General features: G+C 41.2%; 7 protein-coding genes and 1 pseudogene. 5 read left to right on the forward strand and 3 right to left on the reverse strand.

Annotated features, from left to right (window positions below):
• Nucleotides 1-56 precede the first annotated feature (56 nt).
• Nucleotides 57-281: pseudogene (locus H5180_RS00330) on the reverse strand (alpha/beta hydrolase family protein); the annotation flags it as partial.
• Nucleotides 282-352: 71 nt separating this feature from the next.
• A complete protein-coding gene (locus tag H5180_RS00335; RefSeq protein ID WP_259399518.1) occupies nt 353-2,806 on the reverse strand; it encodes a prolyl oligopeptidase family serine peptidase in 2,454 nt (817 codons plus the stop codon).
• A gap of 174 nt (nt 2,807-2,980) precedes the next feature.
• Between H5180_RS00335 and H5180_RS00340 the strand changes: the two genes are divergently transcribed.
• From H5180_RS00340 to H5180_RS00360, 5 genes are all read left to right on the forward strand, one after another.
• A complete protein-coding gene (locus tag H5180_RS00340) occupies nt 2,981-3,988 on the forward strand; it encodes a LacI family DNA-binding transcriptional regulator (RefSeq protein WP_182757420.1) in 1,008 nt (335 codons plus the stop codon).
• Nucleotides 3,985-5,205, forward strand: coding sequence for a glycosyltransferase (locus H5180_RS00345; RefSeq protein WP_182757421.1), 1,221 nt, complete (start codon nt 3,985-3,987; stop codon nt 5,203-5,205). Before H5180_RS00340 ends, H5180_RS00345 begins: the two co-directional genes overlap by 4 nt.
• 117 nt (nt 5,206-5,322) lie before the next feature.
• On the forward strand, nt 5,323-6,549 hold the full coding sequence (locus H5180_RS00350; protein ID WP_149980016.1) for a threonine/serine exporter ThrE family protein: 1,227 nt from the start codon (nt 5,323-5,325) through the stop codon (nt 6,547-6,549).
• 800 nt (nt 6,550-7,349) lie between these two features.
• On the forward strand, nt 7,350-9,908 hold the full coding sequence (locus H5180_RS00355; protein ID WP_145234273.1) for a TonB-dependent receptor: 2,559 nt from the start codon (nt 7,350-7,352) through the stop codon (nt 9,906-9,908).
• 319 nt (nt 9,909-10,227) lie between these two features.
• Complete coding sequence (locus H5180_RS00360) at nt 10,228-11,547, forward strand: TonB family protein (RefSeq protein WP_145234275.1); 1,320 nt, start codon at nt 10,228-10,230, stop codon at nt 11,545-11,547.
• Here the strand turns inward: H5180_RS00360 and H5180_RS00365 are convergent.
• Complete coding sequence (locus H5180_RS00365; protein WP_182757422.1) at nt 11,528-13,681, reverse strand: winged helix-turn-helix domain-containing protein; 2,154 nt, start codon at nt 13,679-13,681, stop codon at nt 11,528-11,530. The two genes, H5180_RS00360 and H5180_RS00365, sit on opposite strands and share 20 nt — an antisense overlap.
• Nucleotides 13,682-13,762 lie beyond the last annotated feature (81 nt).

Here is a 13,762-nt window from a genome sequence, read left to right on the forward strand (position 1 = left end):
GGTCTTCATCCCCATATAATTAAATTAACAAGCGCGGCATAAACCGCGCTTTCAATTTACTCTGAAACAGAAGGTTCAGTATTTGCTTGAGCATCGCTTACAGGAGCTTCGTCACTTAACAAGTACTTTTCGAGCCACTGCTCTTGCTCCCAAAGCACATGCAGTAAACTCTTGCGAGCACGGTAGCCGTGAGCTTCGTAAGGTAACATCACTAAACGCGCTTCTTTACCTAAACCTTTTAGCGCAGCGTACATACGCTCGCTTTGCATCGGGAAGGTGCCGTGAGATTAAGGGTGGGTCTTCATCCCCATATAATTAAATTAACAAGCGCGGCATAAACCGCGCTTTCAATTTACTCTGAAACAGAAGGTTCAGTATTTGCTTGAGCATCGCTTACAGGAGCTTCGTCACTTAACAAGTATTTATCCAGCCACTGCTCTTGTTCCCATAAAACATGTAATAAGCTTTTACGGGCACGATAACCATGGGCTTCGTAAGGTAGCATCACTAAACGCGCTTCTTTACCTAAACCTTTGAGCGCAGCGTACATACGCTCGCTTTGCATTGGGAAGGTGCCAGAATTCGGGTCTTCTTGGCCGTGGATCATTAACATCGGCTCGTTAATTTTTTCAGCATGAAAAAACGGTGACATATTGGCGTATACATCCTGTGCTTGCCAAAAATCACGTTCTTCTCCTTGAAACCCAAACGGTGTCAAGGTCCTGTTATAGGCGCCACTGCGGGCAATACCGGTTTTGAATAAATCACTGTGGGCTAATAAGTTTGCTACCATAAAGGCGCCATATGAGTGGCCTGCAATGGCGATTTTATCTTTATCTGCAATGCCTTTTTCGACCAGCACATCTACCGCAGCTTTGGCACTTGCAACTAACTGCTTTCTAAATAAATCATTTGGCTCTTTACCATCAACACCGACGATTGGCATCTTCGGATCATCAAATACAGCAATACCTTTTGCGAGGTAAGGCATTGGCCCCCAATAACCTATGTAGGTAAATTCGTACGGCGATTCACGTACTTGCGATGCAACTGCTTTATCTTTATATTCCAGTGGGTATGCCCACATTAATACAGGTAATGGACCTTGCGTTTTATCGTAACCTGGAGGTAAATATAGCGTACCAGAGAGTTCAACACCGTCATCACGTTGGTAACGCACAAGTTCTTTAGTCACCCCTTTAAACGCCGGGTATGGATGCTCAAAGGTAGTGAGCTGAGTCAGAGTGTCGGCATCTAAATCGCGAATAAAGAAGTTAGGTTGTTCGCTCTTAGATTCACGAATAGTAATTAATCGCTCACCTTCATCATCAAGCATGGCACGAACTCGCTCGTAATATGGCGCTTTTGATTGCCATAAACGTTTGGTTGTATTGGTCTTAATGTCGTACTGATCTAAAAATGGCACATTCCCTTGCTCTGACGCACCATCACCGCGCAAAAATATATAACGTCCACCAACCACTTTAATAACGTTTACACCGAGATCATTTCGCTCATAAATAGCGTCGCCCGGATCTTTATAAGCATCGTTATAGCTGCGCTGTGAAAACAATACGCGGTTATTATCCGCATCGCGTGGTTGGATCACATAGGTACGTAACTGGCGATCACTAAAACGCCACTCGGTTAAAAACGCAACGTTTTCATTCACCCACTCAATACCTGAAAAACGTCGTTCTAGTTTAGCAAATAGTTTTGGTTCACGTTTAAAAGGTGAGCGTAAACTATATAGATGATCATGATACGGCACATCGGTTTTCATATCGCCGCCATCTTGCGCCTGCGCCCAAATGAGTTCGGCACCTTGGTCATCACGCCACTGAAAATCACGACGCCCCGTTCGCACACTGTCATAACCTTGTGGAATGTTGTCGGCCAGTGGCTGTTTAGACAATTGCGCTAACGTATAACCACGCATGCCAAGCACCTGCCACGTTGTCGCAAAGCGGCTATAGGGTACTTGATACGAAAATGGTTCGTCGATAGTGGCTACTAAAATATTGGTTGAATCAGGCGAGATCGAAAATGATTTAAATAATGCTGGTTTGCCAATCGATAACGCAACACCGCTCAGAGGAATATAAGTTAATTGACCTTGGCCGTAAAACTTAAACTGCAACTCATCAAACGGGCTGGTTAATAAATTTTGGTAAGTCCGTGCTGGCGCTTTTTGACCGCTACTTTGTTGAATAACCGGCACAACGCTATTTGCATCACTAACTAATTTCGGCTTGCCAAGGTTAACCGCTTGGTTAGCAACAATTGCCGTGCTATCTGGTAACCATTGATAAGGGGTAGCTGTTAGCACTGAATTAAGAGCCACAGTTGACAACTGACGTGCTTGTTTAGTTTCGGCGTTATACACCCACAATTGCGCCTGAGTTGGTTGCTCAACAATAAACGCTAAATATTCGCTATTACTTGACCATTTAGGTGAGCGGATCACCCCTTGAGGTAAATTATTAACGGTAATCACAGCGCCAGTCGCAATATGTTTAACTTGTAACGCACTAAATTTAGTGCGAGGACGTGAGCGTGAAAAGTTTGCCGGGTTTAACTTTATACCCGCCAATTTCAATTCTTCTTTTGCTAAATCATCTAATGTTTCAATACGTTTTAGCTCAAACAGCGCTAACCATTGACCATCAGCCGATAGGTAGCTACTCGGTGCTAATTTAGCATCAACCAGCGCGGCTAAATCACTTGATGGGGTTTGATACCCCTGCGCGCCATGGCTAAAATGACTAAAGCCAACACTCAATAAGAGGGCGAATAAAAGCAGCATGCTTTTCATAGTGTATCCTTGGTATTTTTTATTAATTCCTGTATATAAACATGTTTTGCAACATTCATAAAGTTTTTACGATTCTACCTTCAATAACGCCGATAGATGACTTATTAGCTCAAACTGCGTTAAACTGGATCCTTCGTTCAAGCAATTGCTGACGCATACATTAAAATGAAAAAAAAAACCGATAAAATAACTATTTTTGACGTTGCCAGAGAAGCACAAGTTTCTAAGTCAACGGTGTCGTTAGTGCTTACACACAGTGACAAAGTCAGTGATAAAAGCAAAGAAAAAGTATTGCATGCCATTGATAAGCTTGGCTATGTATATAATAGAGATGCGGCAGCACTGAGAAGTCGCCGCTCTAATTTAGTGGCGTTAGTTATTAATGACTTAACTAACCCTTACTCTGCGCAAATAGCGGTAGGACTTGAAAACCATATTCATACCCTTGGCATGCTACCGATGTTAGTGAACACCGCCGAAAGTGTGGAGCGCCAAACACAAGTTGTTAAAACACTCAAAGAATATAATGTTGCCGCATTTATCATGTGCCCTGCCCCGGGAACTACCCAGCAGTGGGTTGATGAACTGATCAATAGTGGTTTCCCGGTCATTCACATTATGCGCGAAGTGCCTTTTTGTGCCGCCCCGACAATATTACCGGACAATAAAAAAGGCACTCATCTAGCCACTAGCCATATTTTACAACAAGGTATTGAGGATATCGCTTTTATAGGTGGAACTGATGATATTTCTGATCATCATGAACGTTTAAGTGGTTTTCACAGTGCCTTAAAGCAGTTTAATATCCATCAACACAAACCAACGATCACTGCCGCCACGAACCGTCAAGGCGGGCGCGATGCTTTTGCTACGTTGCATGCGCAATACCCTGCGACTAAAGCGATTATTTGTTTTAATGATGTTATTGCATACGGTGTCATAGAAGCCATTCGCCAACATGGTTTGATACCCGGTAAGGATATAAAAGTAGTCGGTTTTGATGATTTAGCTGATTCATGTTTAATGTCTCCCTCATTAAGCAGTGTCACCATCAATGCGGACGATATTGGTAAGCATACTTGCCAAGTACTGCAAGAATTACTTAATCAAGGCACTCCTGCGGTGCGTACCTTAGTCGATGTTCATCTGCAAGTAAGAGATTCAAGTCAATGAAAAAAGTCTTAGTAATTGGCTATGTATGGCCAGAACCAAATTCATCAGCGGCAGGCACTCATATGATGTCGCTATTAAAAGCGTTTAAAAATGAAAATTGGGCGGTTGAATTTGCCAGTCCCGCTCAAAAAACCGAGCATATGGTTAATCTGGATGACTACGGGATCAGCAGCGCAACTATTGCCCTTAATTGTGCAAGTTTTGATGAATATATTACCAACTACGCCCCTGATATCGTCATGTTTGACCGTTTTATGATGGAAGAACAATTTGGCTGGCGAGTAGATAAACATTGCCCTAACGCAGTAAAAATCCTTGATACTGAAGATTTACAATGCTTACGCAATGCCCGCCATGAAGCGCATAAAGGCAACCGAGCATTTAATCATAGTGATTTACATTCTGACATCGCCAAACGAGAAATAGCCGCTATTTTACGCTGTGATTTAAGTTTAATTATCTCAAGTTATGAAATGCAATTACTTGCTGATGTATTTAAAGTCGACAGTAACTTATTGCATCATCTGCCTTTTATGGTCGATTTAAGCTCACTCCCTGAGCAAACTAAATCGTTTGAGCAACGCCAACACTTTATGACCATAGGTAATTTTCGCCACGCCCCAAACTGGGATGCCGTACTCTATTTACAGCAAATTTGGCCGCTGATTCGTAAACAATTACCGCAGGCTGAGTTACATATTTATGGCTCTTACCCACCGCCAAAAGCCACGGCACTCAATAACCCTAAAACTGGCTTTTTAATTAAAGGCTGGGCCGCTGATGCTTATCAAGTAATGGAAAGTGCGCGTGTGTGCATCTCACCGCTGCGTTTTGGTGCTGGCATTAAAGGAAAGCTGTTAGAGGCGATGATCATGCAAACACCCAGTGTTACAACGACAATTGGTAGTGAGGGCATGCACCATGATTTACCTTGGAGTGGTGTGGTTGAAAATGAGCCGCAGCAATTTGCCGATGCCGCTGTGGCTCTGTATCAAAATAAAAGTTTATTTACGCAGGCACAAACAGCCGGTAATACGATATTAAAAACGCACTACGACAAACAGCTTTTATCTAATAATTTAATCATTAAAATTCAATTGATTAAAGAGAAATTACAAGCTCACCGCGAAGCAAATTTTACAGGCCAAATGCTCAAACACCACACAATGCGCAGCACTCAATATATGGCGCAGTGGATTGAGGCTAAAAACAAATAAAAAAAACTAGACAGGCGGTGATTAGTGTTTAAAATTCCCGCCAAACTAGCTAGGCAAATTTAGATGTATTGTCTATATTTTTTAACTGAATAATTTAAATTTTGGCTCAATACAAATTTGAAAACCGCAACGTTTACAGAAAAGCGCAAATTTATCGTTAAACTGGGTAAGATGCTTCATAAGTATGGTACCCCAGCTTATCGACTCGAAGCTCACTTAATGGAAGTGGCTACTTACCTTGATCTTAAATCTTCATTTGTAATGTCACCCACTTCCGTAACTTTTGTGATTTGGACAGATGGCCATGAAGATGAATATACTCACGTTGCCCGTGTTGATCCTGGTGATCACGATTTAGGGTCGTTAGCCGATACCGATGATCTGGTTAATAAAATGCTCAATGGCGAACTCACGCTACAAGAAGTTGACGTTCAACTCGACGCCATTTTTATTATGCCAAATCCGTATAATCGCTTTACCACAGGGGTTGCCTTTGCTACCTCTGGCGGCGCATTTGCAATGCTGATGGGCACCAGCTGGAATGACGTATTTTGGTCAGCGCTACTTACCTCTGTCGTTTACTTATTTGTACTGTGGTCAGCGCGTTCAAAACGCGTAGGCCATATGTTAGAGCCATTAGTGGCGATAGTCTCGGCTATTTTGGCCTGCGCTGTAAGCGTGCATTTAGACGTCGGGATTAATATTCGTTTAGTGGTATTGTCTGCGATTATTGTGTTTATACCCGGGCTTGCATTAGCACTGGGCCTAGCAGAACTTGCAGCGCGGCATTTAGTTTCTGGTACAGCGCGTGTGATGGATGCTTTTATGCTGTTGTTTAAACTGTATTTTGGTGCCTTCATCGGCATTGCGATTGGTTTTGCACTATTCGGCCAAGCCGATTTCGTACAACCTGACCCTTTACCTAAATGGACGGCTTGGTTGGCAATCTTTTTACTCTGTAGCAGCTTAATCGTTATTTTTAGAACCAAACTAAAACATGCTACATGGTCTATCGCCTCTGGCTTTATCGCTTATGGCAGCAGTATTGGCTCTGCGATGTATTTAGATTACACCTTAGGAACATTTGTAGGTGCATTTGCGGTGGGTGTATTTAGTAACCTATTTAACCGCGTAGCAAACGCTCCTGCCTCAATTGTTGCCATGCAAGGCTTGATTGTATTAGTTCCAGGTAGCAAAACTTACATAGGTCTAAACTCATTAATTGAAGGGCAAGACTTTGTGTATGCTGAGCACATCGGCCAACAAACCTTTCTAATATTTATGTCATTGGTGGCTGGATTAATCTTTGCCAACGTTGCACTCCCACCGAAAAAGAGTTTATAAAGCAATTAAGTGTCTAGCCTGCTAGGCGCTTAATTTAAAAGTAAACGTGAACCTATTGCTCTTAGTTACTTCCCTATCGTGAAATCTTAACTCGCCGTTAATGAGTTGCTAAAAAACTCTGCGATCAACTCTTCTTAAGTATCAAACCATAAAGGGTTATAATACCAATCGACTTAAATATTTAACCATTCTAGCGAGCTAAATGGTCAGTAACTTAACACGATTGGTATAAGCACTTTCAATAAATCTAAGATAATCAGATCCGTCCTGCATCAATCTTTATTATTTTCCCACTCATTTTTAGCCACAAAAATACGCTCGTAATTAAACGTTCTAAATAAACGTCGGGTGTACTAATGCCAATAATCTTGTTCAATTACCTTTTTCCTTTCATTTTTTAATCCACTAGTTGTGAATTGTAAAAATTAAAATCAAAAAATAGATTGAGTAAACTTAATTTATTAAAAAACAAAAATAAATAATAAATTTAAACTATTGATATAAATAAATTAAAAAGCAAACTGCATCATTTTATTTTCAATTTTGTCACTTTCATAACTATTCATCCAAATTCAAGACTCTATTTTTAAAAAGGCGTTTAATAGAGGCACAAACAAAGCTGGTACAGGTTACTTTTACAAATAAAGGTAGCCATAAACTAATCTCCCTTAGTTGCCAGCTTAAGTTTGTAGACAGCGTCTTAAATGCAATTCGGATCTTAAAAGTGAATACATAGGTACGAATAACATATACACAATCTGATACAACAAAATAAAGTTTTGATTCAAGGGGAATCGAGGATGTTAAAAGTAAAAATAAATAAGCTATATTTAGCAGTTAGCGCATCACTTATTACATCGGCATTGAGCTTACCTATGGTAGCCCACGGCGCCGAGCTTAAAAGCACAGATGAAGTTGAAGTAATCCAAGTTCGTGGTATTCGTGGCAGCGTTGTTAAATCGCTAAATACTAAACGCTATTCAAATGCCATAGTCGATGCAGTAACTGCGGAAGATATCGGTAAATTCCCCGATCAAAATGTTGCAGAATCACTGCAACGCATAACTGGCGTATCAATTAGCCGTAACTTTGGTGAAGGAGAACGTGTTAGTATTCGTGGTACGAGCGAGAGCCAAAACCGCACATTATTGAATGGCCAAGCTGTTGGCTCTGCCGATTGGTGGACAAACTCTGCCGCAAGCCGTGGTTTTAACTACACGATGCTGCCCTCTGAAGTTGTATCTGGATTAGAAGTTTATAAATCACCTGAAGCCGACATCGATGAAGGTTCTATAGGTGGAACTGTTATAGTACGAACTCGTAAGCCGCTTGATTTAGAAGCGAATAAATTTGCCGGCTCAGTACTTGCTCAATACAGTGAAATTTCAGGCGAAACCGACCCACAACTCTCTGCAATGTACAACTTTAAAACTGAAGACGAAACCTTCGGTGCACTTATTTCATTGGTTCGCCAACAGCGTAATTTGCGCCGTGATGGTATTGAATCATGGAGCTGGGCAAAACGTGATATCACCTTAGAAGATGGTACTGAGTACAAAGACGTATACAGCCCAGGCGGTGGTGGTTCTGCCATGTTTTTACAAGAGCGTATCCGTACCGGTATCAATTTAGCTGTGCAGTATCGACCTACTGAGCAATTAGATTTAACCTTCAATGCCCTTGATTCGACCCTTGAAGCAAATAATGAAAATCAAAACTTTCTTTGGCTGCCTGGTTACGGTGGCTCACAATACACTGATGTCACATTAATAGAAAATGATCAAGTTGGTACTATGCTCGTTGGCGGGACTTTAGGGTTATCACCGACGGCTAATAATATTCTTGATGAGACCAAAGTACGTAACTCTGAAATCAACACTAAGTCATACGATTTAAAAGCGGATTACCAAGGTGATTTATGGTTGACCAGTGTACATGTTGGATATACCGAAGGCAGCGGCGGCTCGCAAGCTGATCGCAGTGTTGGATGGGAAGGTAACTATATACATAGTTTCGACACCTCAAATGTAGAAGATGTGCGTACTAGCTATGGTGCAGATCCAGCTGATGGTAAAAACTGGGATCTAGGTTTTTTACGTTACGATAATAATAATGCCAAGGATGATGAAACTTACCTACAAGTTGATTTTACGCGCCCAATTGACATCGCTGTCTTTAGTAAAGTTAAGTTTGGCTTAAAGTACCGAGACCATTCACGTTTTAATACTAAACACACCACTGATAACCGCACCGATTTGGGCTGGAACTTAGCAGACTATTCGCTATCAATGCCATCAGATTATTTATCAGGCCTAGGCTCTGACGGTACACTGAGTAATTACGCAATCACCGACTCAGATAAAGTTCGCCGTGAAGGTGATGCTCTTGATTGGAACTACCGTGTACTCAAAGCGAGTACCTTTGAGGTTGAAGAAAAAATTACCGCAGGTTATATCAAAGCAGATATAGATGTTGAAGGTATGCGCGGTAACTTAGGTGTTCGTTTGGTGCAAACTCAGCAATCAACGGCAGCCTATGTAGGTGAAAGTGGCTCGGAAGTATGGACCAATGATGACCGTGACTATTTTGATATTTTACCGAGCATCAATTTAGCAATTGATTTAGATGACGATGTACTACTGCGCTTCAGTGCAGCACGTGTTATGTCGCGTCCAGATTATGCATCAATGACTCCTTCAACCTCTTATAACCTCGAAACACAGACAGGCAGCGGTGGTAACCCTGATATAGACCCATATCGTGCAACCCAGTTTGATACTGGGGTTGAATGGTATTTCAGTGACGCAGGTTTATTCTCAGCTGTTGTATTTTACAAAGATATTCAATCTTTCTTAGATGTTTCACCAAATCTTGAAATACATGAAGGTGTTGAGATCTTAGTAAACCGCCCGACTAACGGTCGATCGGGTCGTATCCAAGGTCTTGAACTTGGTTATCAACAAGAAATCCTTGATGGTTTTGGCTTAAATGCTAACTACACATTTGTCGATGGTGAAGCAAAAGATGCAGATGGCAATGATACGATTATTCCAGGTAACTCTGAACACACAGTCAATTTAAGTACTTACTATGAAACAGAAACCTTTAGTACCCGTATTTCATATAACTTCCGTACTGGTTACAACTCAGGCCAAGGCCATGGTTATGTTGATGATTATGGTCAGGTGGATGCGAACTTTACCTATAACGTAAACGATAATCTAGCGCTTGTGTTAGAGGCAATTAATTTAACAGACGAGCATACCTTTAGCTATCAAGAAAAAGGTGTGCAACAAGCACTGACCGGTGTTTACGCGGATGGTCGTCGTTTTGTAGCCGGAGTACGTTTTAACTTTTAATATCCATTTTTGTCGAACTCCAAGCTAACACAGGTATTCGACTCTCGCCAAGGACGGCATCGCCCCTATGCCCAGGGGTTTAAAGCAGGTAGTCATTTGACTGCCTGCTTTTTTTCATGCTTAGGAAATTACCATTATTAGTAGCACAAAGGCGCTAGTAATAATAAACAAAACAAGTACAATCAATAGGTAAAAAAGTTACTCGATCAACATCGGCGAAGCATAATACGTGTCAGAAAGCACAGTTAGTCATTACAATAAACAAACAACAAGATTTTGTCGTTACAAATTCTTAATTGTATTGCTTTGCCTATTTTTTGTGTTCCAGACTAAAGCTGACTTACTGAGTGCAACTCTCGATTACCATCAGGGAAACTTCAACGATGCGAAGCGCGAATTCCAACAATTAGCCTATTTGGGTAATGCCGATGCAATTTACAATATTGCTGTTATGCATTTACATGGCCAAGGGGTTGAAAAAAATAAAGCCCAAGCCTATGCCTGGTTTAGTTTAGCGGCAGATTTTGGCTTACTTGATGCACGCGATACTGCAATGCTGATAGCCAGACAGAGTAACAATCAACAACCTCTTGATGATGCCTATAATGCACTGCTAAAACAACTCAGCTTTCAGTGGTATGACCGACAATTACGGCCAGAGTTAAACGCCAGTCCAGCCCCTCATGCGAGTCCACAACGTAGCTATACTGTAGAGCCAAAATACCCAGAACATGCCTATAAAAATGGTATCGAAGGCTGGGTCTGGTTAGAGTTTGATATTGATAAAAGCGGCGCAGTAACAGATGTTTCCTTAATTGATTCATACCCTGAAAAAACCTTTGATAAAGCCATTATCAACGCAGTTAAACGTTGGAAATATCAAGGTGATAGCCAAACATTGCCCTATTACAACCGTTCTCTACTGTATCACTTTACGACCTATAAAGGTAAACAGTATGAACAAAGCTTCAAAAGCCAACAACGTGAATACAATGAAAAAATTTCAGACTTAATTGATGCCGCCGAACAAGGTAACGCCTTAGTGCAATATTATATTGCCAATTGGCTAAGTTCTGACGACTACAACGCAACTAGATTATTGAAATATCACTGGCAACAAGCAAATGCTAACAGTGAATTACTACTGCGTTCAGCTGTCAATGGCTATGCTAATTCGCAGTATCGTATTGGCGCAAATATGCTTCGCGGCGAGTACGGTAAAGTTGATCGTGAAAAAGGATTGAATTGGATTGTGCTCGCAGCACAAAGTGGCTTTGCTAATGCGCAATACCGTTTAGGCCGAGAGTTACTCAATAGCCAATATGTGGATTATGCGCCTAATAAGGCCTTAAAATGGTTAAAAGCTGCAGCAGAGCAAGGCTTGTTTAGTGCCAAACGCGATCTCGCCTTATTGCTTTTTGAGTTAAAAAAGCCCGCCCAACAAGTAACTGCCGCATTAAATTCAGCACTGATAGATGATAGTGAACACCCACAATTATTATTACTAAAAGCGCGAATTCAAGCTGCTAGTAATAAACCGCAACACGCTAAAAAACTGGCTAATAGTGCTCTAAAAGAAGCGAATGCTCGTAACTGGGATCAAAGCCGAATCAAACAATTTATGGCGACACTACCTTAACTGCTTTGTGTAATAGAATATCAGTTTCAATGCCATCCACTTGACTAAATACCACTTGACGCCCGTCTGTTGAACTACTGATATTTAAATTAATATCAATGTCGTAACCATAAACACCAAGCTCTTTTATAAACACATTACGCTTTTGCTCTGTTAAATAACAATACAGCAATAATTGATGCCCTTGACGGAGTACATAATAAATACCATGTTTAAATACCGCAGGCTTAAATAACTCAAGTGATGGCAATAATTGCGCTAATGGTAATTGCTGCTCTAACACCGCTGATAGATAAGTTCGCACGTGTAAATCATGTTCTAAATACGAGCTATTAAGTTGCCACAATGGATGTTCTTCGTCTAAGGTTTCAAACTTAACGCTATCAGCAACCAATGAGTTACTCATCTGCTGAATATCATAACGCCAATCTTGCCATTGTGCCTGTTCATTCGTGCTTTGTTGCTTTTTAACTTGATAATAAATACTGTGACTATCTGGCGACCAATGCACTGCATTAAGCTGCTCAAAACCCGAAATTATTGGTACTAAGCGCCGCGAAAAAGTATTGATCAAATACACATTTTGTTGCTCGTCAGCCAATAATACGTTGTCACCATTAGGAGAAAAAAGCAGGTATTTTGGCGTAATATCACTGGGCAGAGTAGCGATCAAGTTCGCGGTTTTACGTTGTTTATGCTTAAGCCATACTTCTATATGAGTAAAGCCCGTGATCCCTCTGCGCTGTAATGAAATAAACGCGCTTTGCTGCCCGTCGGGAGATACCGCAGGTAAAATATCCATTCGTGCCGACGATGACAGTTGTACAGCATTACGGATCTGAGGCAAATCCTGAGTAAAATCGAGTTCAATTTGATACAAATTAACGCGCGCTTGTCCTTCAGCATGGGCAATATCGCCTGTTTGCGGGTTAACCGCTAAATCGGCAACAAAGCCTAGCGGTTGGTGAACTAGTTGTTCATTACCTTGATAGTCATAACGGCGTAATGCATCATCCCCGAGCCAATAATAATTGTCTTCACTGTCAAATAATAACGGCGCATGACTATGACGACTGCGCTTTATTTCAGTACGCTTAAGTGATTGTGTTAAATCAACTTCACTAACGCTAAACCAGCCTTGATCTTTTTCCAGTAACAGCATTTTATTATGCTTGTTAATATCAAAAGTGATTGGTTTAAAATCCCCTACGATTTGCTGCTCTAATAAAGTTGGCGTAGGTGTAAATGCTAAGGTATATTTTACTAGCCGTGGCTGCTCATCCTGCCAATGAGTGGTATAAATCGTATTCTCATCAACCCAATGTAGTTTGGTTGGGCCGTGGCGTTGTTGGCAGCGGGTCAATTTAAACTCGGGGCTCAAACGCCACGTTTCAATTGCGTTAGATACAGGGATCACCCGAATATCGCAGCTCAGTGGATCATATCTAAAATATGCCAGCCATTTACCATCCGGAGACCATACTGGCGCTTCTTCAGAATAACCTGAGTTTTTAATACTGTGGACAGTTTTACTTTGTTGATCATAAACCGCCAAATCAAACTGACTTTGCTGCTCGTTTGACTGGCTAAACGCTAAATATCTACCATTTGGGGAATAACGTAAAAATACTTCTGCACCAGGAGCTGAGGTGATCCGTGATTGATACTCATAATTTAAACTCGGCGCTTTAGGTGCAAGTAAATACTGACTAACAAGTGTAATGATGGTGCCAAAAATTAATCCAAGCGTAATAAATAAAACGGATGTACGTGGCGTTGCTGGTGTGACTTTGTCTAATAATGTCGGGGCATCGCTTACTTGTGCTATTAATTGATAGCCAACTCGCGGGACAGTTCTAATAAAGAGCGCGGTGTTTTTATCATCCTTTAAACTTTTACGCAGTTGGGTGACCAGCTGGCTCACCGAGTTATCACTGACCACCACTTCTGGCCAAATCTTATCCATAATTATATCACGAGGAACCGCTTGGCCTTGATGCTCAAGTAATAATTTTAGCAACATCAATTGCTTTGCTTCAACCGCGCACCAACGCCCTGCCACTTTCACTTTTAAGGCAGTAAAGTCAACGAGTACATCATTAAGTAATAACTGTTTTAGCTCGGGTGTTGGCATAGTTCGTTTTTTACACACGTTAATCTATGGTTAAATAAGCCAAGAAGGCGTATTATAAGCAAGTACAGTAAATCATAACAT

The sequence above is a fragment of the Pseudoalteromonas sp. SR41-4 genome, from assembly GCF_014163985.1.
GTDB lineage: Bacteria > Pseudomonadota > Gammaproteobacteria > Enterobacterales > Alteromonadaceae > Pseudoalteromonas > Pseudoalteromonas rhizosphaerae.

Bases quoted from the DNA above. Each gene is read 5' to 3' on its own strand.
- H5180_RS00340 (WP_182757420.1), top strand. From the start codon at position 2,981: ATGAAAAAAAAAACCGATAAAATAACTATTTTTGACGTTGCCAGAGAA.
- H5180_RS00355 (WP_145234273.1), top strand. From the start codon at position 7,350: ATGTTAAAAGTAAAAATAAATAAGCTATATTTAGCAGTTAGCGCATCA.
- H5180_RS00345 (WP_182757421.1), top strand. From the start codon at position 3,985: ATGAAAAAAGTCTTAGTAATTGGCTATGTATGGCCAGAACCAAATTCA.
- H5180_RS00335 (WP_259399518.1), bottom strand. From the start codon at position 2,806: ATGCTGCTTTTATTCGCCCTCTTATTGAGTGTTGGCTTTAGTCATTTT.
- H5180_RS00365 (WP_182757422.1), bottom strand. From the start codon at position 13,681: ATGCCAACACCCGAGCTAAAACAGTTATTACTTAATGATGTACTCGTT.